The 16,096-nt window shown below is 37.6% G+C and carries 15 protein-coding genes; 3 read left to right on the top strand and 12 right to left on the bottom strand.

The window, feature by feature from the left end; genetic code table 11:
- Positions 1-10: 10 nt before the first annotated feature.
- Together AC1VS3_RS04610 and AC1VS3_RS04605 are read right to left on the bottom strand one after the other, a co-directional pair.
- Positions 11-529, bottom strand: a complete 519-nt coding sequence (locus AC1VS3_RS04610; protein WP_226896747.1) for a YceD family protein — start codon at positions 527-529, stop codon at positions 11-13.
- A gap of 293 nt (positions 530-822) precedes the next feature.
- Positions 823-1,752 carry an alpha/beta fold hydrolase gene (locus tag AC1VS3_RS04605; protein ID WP_481275537.1) on the bottom strand — a complete coding sequence of 310 codons (930 nt, stop codon included), beginning with the start codon at positions 1,750-1,752 and terminating at the stop codon, positions 823-825.
- 174 nt (positions 1,753-1,926) lie between these two features.
- Between AC1VS3_RS04605 and AC1VS3_RS04600 the strand changes: the two genes are divergently transcribed.
- Both AC1VS3_RS04600 and AC1VS3_RS04595 read left to right on the top strand, forming a co-directional pair.
- Positions 1,927-3,024, top strand: coding sequence for a tRNA(Met) cytidine acetate ligase (locus AC1VS3_RS04600; protein WP_008688289.1), 1,098 nt, complete (start codon positions 1,927-1,929; stop codon positions 3,022-3,024).
- The gene (locus tag AC1VS3_RS04595; protein ID WP_008688288.1) at positions 2,997-3,590 is read left to right on the top strand and encodes a YdcF family protein; all 594 of its coding nucleotides are present in this window, start codon (positions 2,997-2,999) and stop codon (positions 3,588-3,590) included. Before AC1VS3_RS04600 ends, AC1VS3_RS04595 begins: the two co-directional genes overlap by 28 nt.
- Positions 3,591-3,750: 160 nt before the next feature.
- On the opposite strand, the gene AC1VS3_RS04590 is transcribed toward AC1VS3_RS04595, so the two are convergent.
- The 8 genes from AC1VS3_RS04590 to AC1VS3_RS04555 form a co-directional block, all read right to left on the bottom strand.
- Positions 3,751-4,269: a GNAT family N-acetyltransferase gene (locus tag AC1VS3_RS04590; RefSeq protein ID WP_481275536.1), complete on the bottom strand. Its 519-nt coding sequence runs from the start codon at positions 4,267-4,269 to the stop codon at positions 3,751-3,753.
- 36 nt (positions 4,270-4,305) lie between these two features.
- A complete protein-coding gene (locus tag AC1VS3_RS04585; RefSeq protein ID WP_008688286.1) occupies positions 4,306-6,522 on the bottom strand; it encodes a RelA/SpoT family protein in 2,217 nt (738 codons plus the stop codon).
- Between the two features lie 26 nt (positions 6,523-6,548).
- On the bottom strand, positions 6,549-7,064 hold the full coding sequence (locus AC1VS3_RS04580; protein ID WP_008688285.1) for an adenine phosphoribosyltransferase: 516 nt from the start codon (positions 7,062-7,064) through the stop codon (positions 6,549-6,551).
- Positions 7,065-7,123: 59 nt separating this feature from the next.
- Positions 7,124-8,728 carry a single-stranded-DNA-specific exonuclease RecJ gene (locus AC1VS3_RS04575; protein WP_017144658.1) on the bottom strand — a complete coding sequence of 535 codons (1,605 nt, stop codon included), beginning with the start codon at positions 8,726-8,728 and terminating at the stop codon, positions 7,124-7,126.
- 247 nt (positions 8,729-8,975) lie between these two features.
- Entirely contained in the window at positions 8,976-9,218 is a 243-nt protein-coding gene (locus AC1VS3_RS04570; RefSeq protein ID WP_008688283.1) for a hypothetical protein, read from the bottom strand.
- Positions 9,219-9,265: 47 nt separating this feature from the next.
- Entirely contained in the window at positions 9,266-10,483 is a 1,218-nt protein-coding gene (gene thiI / locus AC1VS3_RS04565; protein ID WP_008688281.1) for a tRNA uracil 4-sulfurtransferase ThiI, read from the bottom strand.
- Positions 10,464-11,594 carry a cysteine desulfurase family protein gene (locus AC1VS3_RS04560; protein ID WP_008688279.1) on the bottom strand — a complete coding sequence of 377 codons (1,131 nt, stop codon included), beginning with the start codon at positions 11,592-11,594 and terminating at the stop codon, positions 10,464-10,466. The genes thiI and AC1VS3_RS04560 overlap by 20 nt, the downstream gene beginning before the upstream one ends.
- Before the next feature lies 1 nt (position 11,595).
- Complete coding sequence (locus tag AC1VS3_RS04555) at positions 11,596-13,350, bottom strand: septation ring formation regulator EzrA (protein ID WP_008688277.1); 1,755 nt, start codon at positions 13,348-13,350, stop codon at positions 11,596-11,598.
- A gap of 329 nt (positions 13,351-13,679) precedes the next feature.
- Here AC1VS3_RS04555 and rpsD point away from each other — a divergent pair, with 329 nt between their 5' ends.
- A complete protein-coding gene (gene rpsD, locus AC1VS3_RS04550) occupies positions 13,680-14,282 on the top strand; it encodes a 30S ribosomal protein S4 (protein WP_008688275.1) in 603 nt (200 codons plus the stop codon).
- Between the two features lie 130 nt (positions 14,283-14,412).
- On the opposite strand, the gene AC1VS3_RS04545 is transcribed toward rpsD, so the two are convergent.
- Both AC1VS3_RS04545 and AC1VS3_RS04540 read right to left on the bottom strand, forming a co-directional pair.
- Positions 14,413-15,510 carry a glycerol dehydrogenase gene (locus tag AC1VS3_RS04545; protein WP_008688273.1) on the bottom strand — a complete coding sequence of 366 codons (1,098 nt, stop codon included), beginning with the start codon at positions 15,508-15,510 and terminating at the stop codon, positions 14,413-14,415.
- A 161-nt stretch (positions 15,511-15,671) separates the two neighbouring features.
- Positions 15,672-16,022: a hypothetical protein gene (locus AC1VS3_RS04540; RefSeq protein ID WP_008688272.1), complete on the bottom strand. Its 351-nt coding sequence runs from the start codon at positions 16,020-16,022 to the stop codon at positions 15,672-15,674.
- Between the last annotated feature and the right edge of the window lie 74 nt (positions 16,023-16,096).

Below are 16,096 nucleotides of genomic sequence, written 5' to 3'. Positions count from 1 at the left end.
CACCTCCTACTTAATCTTCCAATTTGAATTCTTTCAACTTTGCTAAACGAGGATCTATATCATCCTTTTTAGATTTCGTATAGTCTTCCTCTTTGACAACTTCCCAACCGTCACCTTTAGGATACTCTTTGATTCCTTCTTTTACGACCTTCAAAGGAACTTCCATAAGTATCAATTGAAAGATCACCGGCAATAGTTCTACGACATCACCTTTTACTTCGTGTACATCTTCATCCTCTGTCTTGTCAAAAGAGAACACTTCCAAAGATTTTGTGTGGAAATCATATTCTACATCCTCAAGGGTTATAGAACACGGCACGATCATCACGCCTTCAATATCCAGATCCGCAAATACGCGTTCACTGGCTGTATCGTAATGAATATTTCCTGATACCGTAACATCCTGCAATCCTCTGATTTGGTGCATCTTGGCGAACGCCGCAGGATCGAAAGCAATCGTATCCGTAAAATCGATTGTTTGTTTATCCGCCTGTAACAGCTCAGCTCTAGACCATTTCAAAAGAATCACCTCGTTGTCTGACCTATCCTATTATAAGGAAACTGGACAATAAAGTCAATATATTTCTCACTTTCCCATGATTAGGCTAATATATTAAACCACAAAAACGAAATGAAAGAAAGACTTTTTCTTTAATTTTTATTTTTTGTACCTAATTTTTACTAATTCTATCTGCTTTTTATAAAGTTTTGCATTTTCTTATATCCTTCACAGCAGTATCCCCTGAAAGTGAAAAACATGTTATATATGCTATTCTCACTTCATCTTTGTTTTCATTAAAAAGTGCTTATCAAATGAACAGCTTATGTGTTTGTAGTATGTTTATTCAACCATTTCAAAAGATCCCGATACACTTCTCCTTTATCTCTTTCGTTCAAGATTTCATGACGCATTCCTTCATACAATTTCCAAGATACATTCGCATATCCAACCTTACGCATCAACATTACAGCTGTATGGAATGCCTTTTCAGAAATGATACAAGGATCTTGTTTTCCGGCAATGAAATAGATAGGCATTGATGCATGGTGGCATTGCCAACCTTTTTTATCATATACAGTCATCATTAAAGCGAGAAGATTTTCAAAACCGTTTAAAGTAAACGTAAAGCCACATAAAGGATCTTCATCATATTCCTTTACCACATCTTCATCACTGCAAATCCAGCTGTTCTCACTTTTAGCATCTTGAATTCCATCATTATGATGCCCAAATGCCAAACGTTGTAAGAAAGAACTACGATAGTGATCTTGTTTCACTTTCTCCATGATCTGACAAAGTATCTTACCAAAAGCTGCTGCTTTATTTTCACTTGGCGAACCACAAACAATCAATCCATCAATATCCCTATCATAACGTTTACAGTATGCACGTACGGCTAAAGAACCCATACTGTGACCGAATAAAAACAATGGCACATGTGGAAAATGCTCTTTTATACGCATACTGATTTCATGAATATCTTCTATTAAATAGGTGGCATCAACACCATAGAAATATCCCAGATCTGCTTGTGACTTTACACTTTCCCCATGACCGCGATGATCATGAATGACACATAAATAGCCCGATTGTGCCAAATAATGCATGAGATTTTCATAACGTTCCTTATGTTCTGCCATACCATGTACCAGCTGAATCACACCAACAACTTCTCTATCCGGCACCATGCACATACCATGAATACAAAGACCATCACATTGACTGATAAAACTGAATTTTGTTAGTTTCATAAATGCCTCCGTTTTCTTGCCTTATCTGTTTTCATTGTACCATAGAATCGCTTAAAAATATGCTGACAAAGTATTCACATTGTCTAAGAGAGTACTATCTCCTAGAATTGACAATGTCAATACGTAAAAAATATGATAGAATAAATACCATATAGAAAAGAAAGGAGTTTGCTTATGCAGGTATGCGGTATTGTCACAGAATACAATCCCTTTCATAACGGGCATCAATATCACATTACACAGGCGCGTAGCATTCGTAATTGCGATTGTCTGATTGCCATCATGTCTGGTAATTTCGTGCAACGTGGAGAACCCGCCATCATTGATAAGTGGGAACGTGCTGCTTGTGCTGTTGCTCATGGTGTCGATATTGTCATTGAACTCCCCTATCCTTATGCAACACAAAGTGCCGATATCTTTGCTCAAGGAGCCATCCGATTGCTTACGCTGGCTAATGTCAACCATATGGTGTTTGGCAGTGAATGTAATGACATTGAGAAATTAAAACATTTAAGTGAACAAGCTGCTGCTTTACCAGTACAGAAAAAGCAAGCCATGGTAAAAAGCTTTGCTGATTCGTGTACCCAAATCGCTAGTAATGATCTTTTAGGCATCAGTTATTTAAAAGCATTGCAAGGCAGTGCTATACAGCCTTATACGATACAAAGAACAAATTCATATCATGAATTAACCTATACGAAGACAATCGCCAGTGCCAGTGCCATCCGTCATGGTATCATGCTTCATCAGGATGTTCATCATGCCACAGTAATGGCAAATAAATTAGATACAACATATGCTTTCACACATTATTACCCTTATTTACAGACATTACTTATGACCATGGATCGAGAAGATATTAAAGCAATGTTGATGGTAGAGGAAGGAATGGAGCAGCTATTACAGAAAAATGCCGCTCTCTATAGCGATATGGATAGCTTTGTAAATGCTTGCATCAGTAAGCGTTATACCCGCAGTCGCATTCAACGGACCTTACTTCATATATTAACCCAGACCAAGAAAACGGAAATACAGAAACTCCGTCCTTTACAGCACCTACGCATTCTTGCAATGAATGATGTTGGCCGAGCCTATTTGTCACAATTACGCAAACAAGATGATCTGATCATAGCTTCTCGATTTAACCAGATTCCACAAGACTGGAGAAAGATTGAGTTACGTGCGACACAGGCATATACATATCCATTAACACCAAAAAACAGAAAGGAAGCGATTGCCAAAGAATGGCAGTCTTTGGTTTATATCAAATGATATTACTCATCTGTATCATCCTCTTTGTGTTGCTTGCAAATCTTTATCTATATCATCACTTTCCAAAACCCAAACATCCCTTACAAGACATTTCTTATGATGTCGCAATTGTATTGGGTTATCCTTGTAATGCAGATGGCAGTTTATCAACAGTCCAAAAAAAGCGTATGGAGACTGCTATAAATTTATATGACAAACACTGCGTTCACCACTTATTAATCAGTGGTTCCTGCGTGCAGAATACTTATGTCGAGGCAGAAAAGATGGCCGCTTATGCTTTGACACAAAAGATTCCAAAACAAGCCCTTGTCTTAGAAACCAAGGCGCGTAACACGTATGAAAACTTAAAATACGCGAAATGCATTTGTGATGAAAAACAATGGGAAAACATTATTGTTATCACTAGTCCTTCCCATATGCGAAGAGCTGCCTTTTTTGTACATAAGTTTTTTCATAACTATGTTATGGACACCTATCGTGAGCATAGTAGCATTAGAGTTAGAATGGATGAATACTTTCGCATGTGGAATACATTATATTATGAAAGAAAGCTTAGAAAGAACTAACACATCCTTTTTAAGCTTTTTCTTCGTCTTTTGTGATATACATGGCTTTTATTTATAGCCTTTATATTCTGCCTTATCGCATACCCCACACCAATAAAAAAGAGCAGATAGTCCCTTTAAAAAGAGGAACCATTTACTCTTCTATATCATAGTTGCTTAGCTATTTTTCTTGTTCCCATGCATATACATAATGATACAAAGCTGTTGTAAATTCAGTGACAAACTGTCCAATTGTGACAAGGCGAAATCCATTGCGTTCATACATCTCTCTTAGTTTCACCTTCTTCTCACGCACATCTAAACGCACTTCCGGATAGCCTTCTTTACGTCCCTTATCCTTGAAATAGGTAATCATAGCATCGCTATAGCCTTTTTTGGCATGAGCAGGATCAACACAGATCTTATGCAGATATAAATACTTTCCTTTGTCTACATCCGGCCAGTATAATTCATCGACATCAACAATGAATAATCCGCAAACGACTTCTCCATTACATTTACCAACATAATAATCATCAATCGTATATAATTGCGAAAAGGCTTCCCATGTGACATCTGCTAAGCGCCATTGTGGAATACCATGAGCATTATTATACAAGACCCGACGACGATACATTTCTAAGATTGCGGGAATATCCTCTGTTGTTGCTTTCGTTATTAAAAATGTTTCTTGTTTCATAAAACCTCCATTGGAAAAGGTGAGTGTCACCTCACCTTATTGAATAACTCTTTCGACACTTTTTACGCTATTGACCTTTCTTAGATTCGCCATCAATGTCTGTAAATGAATAGCATTTTCCACAACAACCGTCATTTTTGTCGTTGCTGAAACCTTATCCTCATCAACTGAAGAATCAACATGCTGCAAACCCGCCTTGCATTGTGATACTACCGTCACAATATCGGATAGCAAGAAATTACGATCACTTGACTTCACGATCAGCTTGACTTCATATGTTTTCTGTTCAATGTTTTCATCCCATTCCACATCAATCAAGCGTTGTTTCTCATGCACGATATTGGGACAATCTGTACGATGTACCTTTACTCCTTGTCCTTTTGTTATATATCCTACGATATCATCACCGGGAACAGGAGAACAGCAGGCAGCCAGTGATATTTTCATGGAATCAATACCCGCTACCCGGATACCGGTTGAAGAAACTTTTCGCTTTCGTTCCTGACGATTAAACATTTTCGCTAATTCTTCATTATCTAATGGTACGCTTGTCTTATGTTTCACCAAACGGTCAATGACAGCAGGCAGGGATACTTGTTTAACACCAATCGCATACATCAAATCGTTATAAGAATTAAAACTTAGAGAACCGGCAATGTTTTCAATCTTCTTTTGTTCTGTATATGTCGCAACATCTAAGTTGCGTTTTTTCAATTCTTCCATCAGCATCTCTTCGCCTTTTTTTATATCAAGCGAACGGCGTTCGTTTTCCTGTTTCTGGAAGAATGAGCGTATTTTATTACGTGCATGAGCACTTTTTACAATTTTGATCCAGTCTTCACTAGGACCAGGAGATTGTTTACTTGTACGGATGCTGACAACATCTCCTGTTTTTAATTTTGTATTCAATGGCATTAACACACCATTTATCGTAGCTCCAACCGTATGATGACCAACCTCGGTATGAACACGATAGGCAAAATCAATTGGTGTAGAACCATTTGGCAAAGCAATCACTTTACCTTTTGGAGTCATCACATAAACATTAGCCTCAAAGATATCCTTCTGCAATAGATTCATGTATTCCATAGCATCATCATTGACATCATCACTCATGACGCTGAAATCTTTAAACCAATGCAATTGCTCTTCAATTTCTTTTTGGTGCACCTCACGGCCGCCATTTAAATTTTCTTTATAACGCCAATGAGCCGCAATCCCCTGTTCTGCAACCTCATCCATAGATTCTGTACGAATTTGCACCTCAAATATATTACCATCCTCAGCCACGATAGTCGTATGCAAGGATTGGTACATGTTAACCTTCGGCATAGCGATATAGTCTTTAAAGCGTCCTGGAATCGGACGGTATTTCGCATGAATATATCCTAAGATTTCATAACAAGCCGTATCGGTATCTGTAATGATACGAATCGCCAATAAATCAAGAATTTCTTCAAAACGCTTATTTTTCGTTATCATCTTTTTATAAATACTATATAAATGCTTACTGCGTCCGAATATGCGATATTTTATCTGATGCTCATCCAGTAAAGAACTGATTTCTCTAATCATGCTTTGTACCTGTGCATCTCGTTCTGTTTTACGTTTTTCCACCAATTTGGCTATTTCATAATATTTTTCTTTATTTAAATACTGAAAGCACAGATCTTCGAGTTCATTTTTAATATCACTGATACCTAAACGATGGGCAATCGGCGCATAGACCTCCAATGTCTCACTCGCAATTTTTTGCTGTTTCTGCGGCGTCATATATTGTAAAGTACGCATATTATGTAGTCGATCAGAAAGCTTAATCAAAATAACACGCACATCTTTCGCCATCGCGATAAAAATCTTACGATGATTGCTGGCAAGATATTCTTTCTCATCTTTAAACTTCAATGCACCGATCTTTGTGACCGATTCCACCAAAGAAGCAACTTCTTCACCAAACATCTCACTAATTTGTTCTAAGCAGACATCACAATCTTCCACCACATCATGCAAAAGGCCTGCGGCTATCGTCTTAGGACCAGTCCGCAACATTGCTAATATATAACCTACCTGAATGGCATGTATGATATACGGTTCCCCGCTTTTACGATACTGCCCTGCATGATTCTTCTCTGCACACAAAAAGGCGCGTGTAATTAAATCAATATTTTCTTCTTTTTTGATGTATTGACGAACTTCTTGCATCATCTCATCAAATGTAACGACATTCTTCCTTACCATACTAATCACCCGCATTCAAGAAAAGGGGAACTTCCCCTTTTTTATTTATAAGACATTAAGGAGAACACTTCATAATCTTTTAGATGTTCTCTGCCCTGTAAGCCTTCTAATTCAATTAGAAAACCACAGCCCACAACTTCACCGCCCAATTCCTGAACGATCTGAATTGTTGCATCTACCGTACCTCCGGTCGCCAATAAATCATCAATGATCAAGACTTTTTGACCTTTTTTGATACTATCTTTATGTACATGCAATTCATTACTGCCATATTCTAAATCATAAGAAACACTTACCGTTTCTCTAGGCAATTTCCCCGGCTTGCGAACAGGAATAAAACCAATACCCAGCTCATAAGCAACCGGACAGCCAAAGATAAATCCTCGTGATTCTGGTCCAACAATAACCTCAGCCCCTACTTTTCTTGCAAAAGCGATCATTTCGTCACAAGCCTGATGAAATGCTTCACCATCTGCCATTAAAGGTGTGATATCACGAAACAGTACGCCTTCCTGAGGAAAATCAGGAATATCGGCAATATAGTCTTTATAATTCATGTGTAAGCCTCCTAACACGTCTCTTTTATTATAGCAAACTCTCTTATAAATTGCATCAGCTAATATGCCTTGGAGACGTAAATATTTACTTTTTTTCGTCCCATGAAAGAATTTATACGTAAATTTCCTATAAAATTCAGGGTCGCCTCTGGGTTATAGAATTCCCAATCGCGACTTTGAAACTGCATAGCTTCTAAATCATCAGATAAGATCCATTTGGTATGTGCTCCCTTGCTTAAGCTACGGCAATCCTGCACCTTCTGCTTTTCCAATAAGAACAACGGTTCTTCAAAACCTTCTCCAAATGGTGCTAATAACTGCAGACTCTCAACTTCTGCAATGGTAATTTCGCTTCGTTCCACAGCAATGACATCATAGCTACTATCATTATCAAATACAACCTGTTCCATACGGCTGTTAACATAATCTTGAATCACTTGTTTTTTATCATAAGAAAAGCCTATGCCTGCCGCTGCTTTATGTCCCCCAAAACTAACTAAAGAAGGTTTACATTCATCAAAAAACGTTGTCAGATCCAACAAACCTTGTGAACGAATACTTCCTTTAAAGTGATCCTGATTGCGGGCTGCCACCATAACTGGCATTTGCAATTCTTCAGCCAATTTTCCGGCCACAAGTCCAGCCATCCCTTCATGAAAAGAATCATCAAACAGTAATTGAAATCGATATTCCTCATGCACTAAGGTTTTGGCTTTTAAAAGCATATCATCACTCATGACTTTTCTTTTTTCATTCAAGTCATTTATTTGTTTTGCCACATGTTGAATTTCTTCCATAGATGTTGACAATAAATATTTTACCGTATTATTTACATTGACCATATCCGCTAATCGACCTGTCACATTTAGTTTCGGCACGATTTGATAAGCTATCAGCATCTCATCCCACTTAGGATAACGCTCTTTAGCCAGAAAACGGATTGGTGGACAGATACCCTGTTTTAAATAAGAAATACCTAATTTCACAATCGCTCTTGTTTCCTTATGCAAAGGCATGACATCCGCAATTGCCGCCACACATGCCAAAACGACATGTTCTTTTTTTTCACCAATCAATGCCCTGGAAAGCATCAAAGCCACACCTGCACCACTTAATGTCGTAAATGATTCTCCCATCAATGTTGGGTGCACCAGTTGCAAACATGTGACTTCTTCATCCATACTGTGATGATCTGTAACGATCACATCAATTCCCATCGTGTGTGCAAATGATAATGCCGTTTTCGCTTTCACACCGTTATCTACGGTTATTAAAAGTGTATAGCCCTTTTGTTTAGCCAAACCTACGGTATTCTCGTGTAAGCCATATCCTTCACTAAATCGATTTGGAATATAAAACCCACAATCAATCCCATAAGAGCGTAAAGCATCCACCATAATAGCGGTAGCGCAAATACCATCTGCATCATAGTCTCCACAAACCAATACTTTTTCTTTCTTTTGCTTTGCTTGATACAAACGATCAGCCACCTCTTTTACACCATTTGCACAAAACGGATCAGAGAGTTTAGGCTCCTGTAATAATGCTGCTATTTCATCATTGGCTAAACCTTTTGCTGCTAAGACCTTTGCGCATAAGGGAGGCAAACCAAAAGTACTCTGTATATCTTCCATTCGTTGTGTCGATAGCTTATTTATCTTCATTAATATCACCGTGATATATCATAGCATATTTCTTACCAATCCGCATGGAAAAGGCACGAAAAGAATTCCCCTATGTCATACTTTCTATTATGTTAAATCATCCAATAAAGCAATCTTCTTCAATGAGATTTCATTGAAACAATAAAGGATACTACTCTTCAAATAGTGTTTCTGTTAACAAAAGAAAAAAGCCACCAGAGCTTTCTGATGATTCAGAAGTCTGATGACTTTTTAATTACGCGTTTACTTAACGCTGGTTGTTGTTGGAATTGCTGTTGTTGAAACGATTGTTCTGCTGATTCTGGTTACGATTTCTCTGCTGGTTGTTGTTGAAATCATTTTTGAAATCAGAAGAAGAATGTTCACGATCGTATTCATTACGATGATTACGTTTTTCAGCTTCAACATCTGCACCTAATTCAATACCCATTTCGTACTGGTACAAATCTTGATCCTGTTTCTCATTCTGAAACTGTTTTCTTCTTTCCATTTTTATCACCTCACACAAATAGTATGGGTGAGGATAAACATCTTATACTAAAAAATATTTTCGTTTTCTTCTATCATGTTACGGCCTGGATATATATCCACACTTTCCATGCGAGCAATACAATCTTCTATAAGAGACGTAAAATCAAATCGTCCCTCTAAACGCTCTGCACGATGTTTCGTTGGCTTTGTAACCGGATTTTTTGGTGTAAATATCGTACAGCAGTCTTCAAATGGCTGTATCGATATATCATATGTTCCGATTTTTTGTGAAATATCAATAATTTCTAATTTATCCAAACAAGCAACCGGACGAATCACCGGCATATCTGTAACACAATTGATCGTTTGCATGCTTTCCAACGTCTGACTGGCCACTTGTCCAATGCTCTCCCCATTCACGATTGCGAGGCAATTTTGCTTTTGGGCCACACGTTCTGCAATTCGATACATCATCCTGCGCATGATCGTGATTGCATAAGATTCATCACAATTTTTATAAATGGCCAACTGTAAATCCGTAAAAGGAATAATATGCAAACGGATATGTCCCTGATATGGAGCTATTGCTCTTGCTAATTCAAGCACTTTATCCTGTGCAGCCTGTGAAGTATACGGTGGAGATGCGTAGTGAATACATTCAATAGCGACCCCACGTTTCATCGTCATGTAGCAAGCCACTGGTGAATCTATGCCACCACTTAACATTACCAAGGCTTTTCCGCCTACTCCTACCGGATAACCACCATTACCTTTGATTTTTCCTGTCATGATATAGGTTGCCTCTTGATGCAATTCAATCTGTATGCGTAACTGTGGTTCTCTTACATTTACCTTTATATCTGTATTACGTAAAATTTCTCCAGCAACTTCTCGATTTATTTCATCCGATACCATAGGAAATTGTTTAAAACTTCTCCTAGCCTCAATCTTAAAGGTTTGCGCATCACTTTGTTTTGCCAACACTAGGCATGTTTGTTTGATGACTTCAATATCACTTGCCACCTTCACCGCAAAGGAAAAGGATGAAATGCCAAACACCTGTTGCAAATGTTTTGCTACTGCTTCATGATCTTCACCATTTAGCATGATATACATACGATCATGCGTACGTTCGTATGTCAATTCATTAAAATCTCGTAATGCATTTTTTACATTCGTCAGTAATCGCTTAATGAAATCTTTGCGATTTTTTCCTTTGGTGGATAACTCACCAAAGCGGACCAAAATATGGTCATACGTCAATTTATTTTGTTCGATAGTCATGATGGATCTCCTTTAGTGCTTTTATAAACTTTTCCACTTCATCTTTTGTTGTCATATGTGATAAGGAAACACGAATCGCATGCGTCGCACGTACTTCCCCTAACCCCATTGCCAGTAGCACATGGGAAATCGCCTTACTTTTACTTGAACAAGTACTTTGGGCAGAAACACAAAAACCCTTTGCATTTAATGCGTTTAACATTACCTCACTGCCAATCTTCAAATCAGAAAAATTCAATATGAAACAAGAGGCATCCGCCGGGCTATTGATGACCATATCTTCTATATTTTCAATTTCCCTTCGTAAATATATGTTTAATTCTTGTACATACTGATAAGCTTTTTCCTGTTCCTCTAATGCCAAACGCAGTGTTTTGGCAAATACGATATTTGTTGGCGCATTACTTGTTCCAGCGCGCAATCCTTGCTCTTGCTGACCGCCACTAAGTAACGGCAATAATTCAATATTGCGTTTCTTATATAGAATGGCACTTCCTTTCAAACCATAAATTTTATGAGCTGAGAAGGTTGCCATATCTACATCGTGTAAAGAAATGGGTATCTTTCCTAATCCTTGTACACCATCCATATGAAAAACGGCACGCGAATAGGCATGTACATATGCTGCACATTCTTTAATAGGATTGATAGCCCCCGTTTCATTGTTCACAAGCATCATCGATACAAGTATGGTGTCCTTGCGCAATGCCTTTTTTAGATCTTCCAAATGTATCGTTCCATCGGCATAAACAGGAAGATACGTCACTTCAAAGCCAAACGTTTCTTTTAACTGTTCTAATGCATTATGGATACTGGAATGTTCTACACAGGTTGAGATGATATGCTTCCCTCTGTGGGCATTTTTCCAAGCAAACCCTTTCATTGCATAGTTGTTAGATTCACTCGCACAGGAAGTAAAAAGAATTTCATCCTTTTGCACATGGAAAAGCTGTGCAATTGCTGCACGGCTTTGTTCCATTAATTTTGCTGTAGCCCTTCCTACATCATGTAATGAATCACTATTTCCATAATAGTTTTCTAATAACATTTGATATGTTTCACGTACTTCTTTGCGAATTGGCGTTGTGGATGCATAATCTAAATAGATCATCTTATGCCTCCTCTTTCAATAGATGCGGATCTTTTTTAGCAATTAATTTTTCATAAGCACCCGGATGCATCTTTTCAATACATTGAATACTAATTTTTAAAGCTTTGGTGTATTGTCCATTACGGAAACACAGATCGGCACGTGTCAGTTCTGAATCAATATCGGGATATGTCGATCGATAACGATTACCAAAGACAATGGCATTTTCTACCATCACTGCCATGCCAACTAAATTATTCACACTATTATATAAAGTATAAATATAATCAATGGCTTTACGCAACTCTGCATTCAAATGTTTTACATCTAACGGCGAATTATCCAAAATCACATGAATGTCCTTGATCATCACTTCCCCGCGATGCAAATCATCCTCATATTTTTTCGATACACTTGGTAAGCGATGTTTGCTCATTTTCACCCGGATCTCATTCAAAATCAACTGTAGTTTTACCATTTGTTTCTTCGCTCGTTCTTCATCACTGCAAGCTGTATCTAATTTTTGTTTCATTTCGCTTACTTCATTATGAAAAACAGCACTGCTTTGTTCCAATTCTTTATAAGCGATCAGAATAGAGGTATATGGCTCTTTCTGTTCCTGGATAACTAGCTGTAGTTTTCTTTGCATATCGTTTAATACAGCTAGCTTTGCATTGACCTCTTTTAAACGATCGGTCCAGTTCTCAAAGCCAAATCGTTCATATACACGATTATAGAGTTCCTCAATTCCCTCAACATCTGCATTCATGGTTTTTACACTATCAAAAAGAATGTCCAGGTTTTCATCTACCTCATCAAATGCTTTTTCTTCTTTGGTAATCTGCTCTTGCAATTGAATAATACGTTTTTCACAATCATTTAGATCTTCATTAACTCCATCTGGTTTCCCATTACGTAGACGATTTAAACTTTCTTTCAGCATATCGCTGACGAAGTCAAGATTTTTATGAACTTCTAAATGTTCCAGATAAACCCCTTTATTCTTTGCTTGTGCATATGCATAACCGACTTCATCGATTGCTCTAGGTAACACACCTTTTGCACGTTCATACATACCTGGAAGTATGTCTACCAAATCATTTAGATGAGCAATGTGCTCGCGAATTTCTTTTTGTTCATCAGCAGCTTTGTTGAATTCTGAAGCAAACATCCATTCTTCAAACGATGAAAACATCTTTTCTATGTTAGCAATTTCCATCTCCAGATATTCATACGACTGTGCATAAGATGCTCGGTTTTCTGAAATCTTTCGTTTGATCAAACGGAATTCATCTTTTAATCTATTAATATGTACACGCTGCTCGTTTTCCTGTTCTAATACCTCATCCAATGCTTTATTCACATTCGCTACACGTGATTCCAAAAGCGTCAATTCTTTATCTAAAGCCTCCATGCGATTTAAGGCTGTCTTTACCTTATGCACATAGATCAAATCATCTATTTCGGCCAGCTGCACACTGCTTTCTTTCAGTTTATCCTGAATTTCATCAAAGTCATTACGGCAACTATCTACCCCTTCCGCCATCAATTCATTGACTCTTGATAATGCAACTGCTTTATTTAATTTAAATGCCAAAGGTATGCCTTTTAAGTTGTTGTAACGAATCTCACAATCATCCAATTGCTTCTTAGCTTTCTTTTGGCGAATGACCATCATGATAATCGTCAAAATGATGATAGCGATGATAGCAGCAACGATCCAAATCAATATATCTAGTGATACGACATTTTTTATATTATTTATAAAATTCTCCATAAGGCACCTCTTTCATCCACATTCATTGCTTATATTGTATCATAATTCTGTAAAAATGAGAAAACAAAATTCATCGAGATCTAGAATTCTTATGGTAAATAATGCAAGGAACCATTTGACAACATTTCCACTTTCTGATACACTATAATGGCGTAAAATTGATAGCAGCATGCAAAGTCTTACACAAGCGCGTCTTTGACGTAATACATATACGGGATATCACGTAACTCGGCTGCCTAAGAGCGAAGATATCGTAAGCGAAGACACCAGGTAATGATGATTTGTACTGTTATTGTTTTATAGCCATAAAACAATAAGGAGGACATGAAATGTCAAGAGTAAAAGGACCAGTTTGGAAAACATCCCGTCGTTTGGGTTTCTCAATTCTGGAAACTGGAGAAGAACTTCAGAAACGTGCATACGCACCAGGTCAGCACGGACCTACGAAACGTGTAAAATTAACGAACTATGGTTTACAGTTGCGTGAAAAACAGAAAATCCGCTACATGTATGGATTAAATGAACGTCAGTTCCATAATCTGTTTGTTAAAGCTAGTAAAATGAAAGGTGTAACAGGTGAAAACTTCTTAAACCTGTTAGAATCTAGATTAGATAACTTAGTATATCGTTTAGGATTTGCCCGTACACGTCGCGCTGCTCGTCAGCTGGTTAACCACGGACACATTTTAGTAAACGGTAAGAAAGTTGATATTCCTAGCTTTATCGTAAAACCAGGAACAACGATCGAAGTTAAAGAAAAATCTAAGAACTTAGCAGCCATCAACGAAGCATTGGAAGCTTGCTTAAATACAGTAGCATTCGTAGACGTTGATAAAGATGCTAAAAAAGGTACTTACCTGCGCTTACCTGAACGTAGCGAACTGAACCAGGAAGTAAACGAACTGCTGGTAGTAGAATTCTACAACAGATAATGTTCATAAAAACCGGAGCAATCCGGTTTTTTTATTTATTAATAGTCTTATGTTATATATGAAGCCTATCAAAAAAAACATCTGCTATTATCTTATTAGATATTGCAGATGTTTTAACTTTCTTCTCTTTTTAAATGCCTAAGAAATAATGTCCATAAGCATCCGCTGCCAGAATAGCATCACAAACGGTTGCTGGTGTAACCTCAAATGGCATATTGTGTAATGTGTCATTTTCAGCACAAGCAGCTTCTGCCACGGCCATAATTTTTTCTTTCGTGACTTCGTGAACACCTAACTGCTGTAAAGTGACTGGCAAGCCTAATGCGATGCAGAATTCAATGATTTCCTGCAATTCCTGCGCATCAACATTTTCCAACACAAGTTGTGTGATGGTACCAAATGCCACTTTTTCCCCATGATACATTGCATGACATTCTTCTAATACTGTTAAGCCATTATGAATCGCATGGGCACCAGCCAAACCAGCACTTTCAAAGCCGATTCCAGATAATAATGTATTTGCTTCGATAATTTTTTCAACTGCTGGTGTACACGCTTTTGCCTCTAGTGCTATTTTTGCCTTAACACCCTCTTCCATCAGTGTATCAAAGCACAATCTTGCTAAGGCCATCGCTGCCTGTGTTGTCTTACCTCCTGCACAACTCATTGCATCACTTTGCTCACAAGCACGTGCCTCAAAATAAGTTGCTAAGGCATCTCCGATTCCTGCCATCGTTAAACGTACAGGAGATTGTACAATAATATCTGTATCCATTAAAACCATGTTTGGATTTGCTGGTAAAAACAGATATTCTTCAAAAACACCATCATCCGTATAAATAACAGATAAGGCGCTGCAAGGTGCATCTGTAGAAGCAATGGTAGGACAAATAAGCACAGGCGTTTTCTCATAATATGCCACAGCTTTTGCCGTATCAAATATTTTTCCTCCACCTACTCCAATGATGCAATCACATTTTGTTTCTTTCATGATATTGCATAAACGAGTGATTTCATTTTTGCTGCACTCCCCATGAAAAAAGTCAAAATGATATTCACAAGTACTCTTTGCAAAGCTATCTTCGATCATTTTACCAATACGTTTATAGCCGCCATCACTAATAAGAATCAAAGCCTTTTTCCCATACCCTTGCGTATAGCTTCCCAGTTTTTTCAGTTCCTTAGGTCCTTGCACATATTTACTAGGACTGATTAAGATTTTTGCCACGATAGAATCCTCCTTATTGTCTATACCTATCAATATTTTATATAGAGTAATAGAAATTGTCAATAATTGTCAGAATGTTATGATATTAATGTTGTCAATTAAAAAGAAAAGTGCAGCCATCAATGCTACACTTTTCCTAACATCAATTCATGTATTGGTAGTTAACACACCAAATCTTTTTTTAATGCCTCTTGCAGATTGCGGGCATGACGTACAGCTTCGTGATAATCAAGATTATTGCGGATTAATGGTGTTTCATTCATTAACAACAATTCTCTTGTCTCATCTTCAAAACATACTTGTACTGCCACATTGACTTTTTCATTGCCATTTCCTAAACTGCTACTAGCCGCATTTGCAATCGCGTTAGCAACTTCAACACCGCCAGACTTTAAGACAGGTGATATAATAACTTCAACTTTAGCCTTAGCCGGCAAGGAATGATGATTTTCTGACTTTGTAAAGAGTATTTCGTGCGAATCTGTTATTTTATAAAACAAATCTTTTTTCATTTTCCATACCTCCTTTTTACATAAGTCATCTCTTACTTCTATTATGCTCCATCTCTTGTAAAAGTCAATGACAT

It is taken from the genome of Longicatena sp., from assembly GCF_982403165.1.
This window is presented reverse-complemented; position numbering and strand designations above follow the sequence as displayed.

Coding starts and splice junctions, on each gene's coding strand:
- thiI (WP_008688281.1), bottom strand. CDS start 10,483: ATGACTATCGAACAAAATAAATTGACGTATGACCATATTTTGGTCCGC.
- AC1VS3_RS04605 (WP_481275537.1), bottom strand. CDS start 1,752: ATGAAACTAACAAAATTCAGTTTTATCAGTCAATGTGATGGTCTTTGT.
- AC1VS3_RS04585 (WP_008688286.1), bottom strand. CDS start 6,522: ATGCGGGTGATTAGTATGGTAAGGAAGAATGTCGTTACATTTGATGAG.
- AC1VS3_RS04555 (WP_008688277.1), bottom strand. CDS start 13,350: ATGGAGAATTTTATAAATAATATAAAAAATGTCGTATCACTAGATATA.
- AC1VS3_RS04560 (WP_008688279.1), bottom strand. CDS start 11,594: ATGATCTATTTAGATTATGCATCCACAACGCCAATTCGCAAAGAAGTA.
- AC1VS3_RS04575 (WP_017144658.1), bottom strand. CDS start 8,728: ATGAAGATAAATAAGCTATCGACACAACGAATGGAAGATATACAGAGT.
- rpsD (WP_008688275.1), top strand. CDS start 13,680: ATGTCAAGAGTAAAAGGACCAGTTTGGAAAACATCCCGTCGTTTGGGT.
- AC1VS3_RS04600 (WP_008688289.1), top strand. CDS start 1,927: ATGCAGGTATGCGGTATTGTCACAGAATACAATCCCTTTCATAACGGG.
- AC1VS3_RS04595 (WP_008688288.1), top strand. CDS start 2,997: ATGGCAGTCTTTGGTTTATATCAAATGATATTACTCATCTGTATCATC.
- AC1VS3_RS04580 (WP_008688285.1), bottom strand. CDS start 7,064: ATGAATTATAAAGACTATATTGCCGATATTCCTGATTTTCCTCAGGAA.
- AC1VS3_RS04570 (WP_008688283.1), bottom strand. CDS start 9,218: ATGGAAAGAAGAAAACAGTTTCAGAATGAGAAACAGGATCAAGATTTG.
- AC1VS3_RS04590 (WP_481275536.1), bottom strand. CDS start 4,269: ATGAAACAAGAAACATTTTTAATAACGAAAGCAACAACAGAGGATATT.
- AC1VS3_RS04540 (WP_008688272.1), bottom strand. CDS start 16,022: ATGAAAAAAGATTTGTTTTATAAAATAACAGATTCGCACGAAATACTC.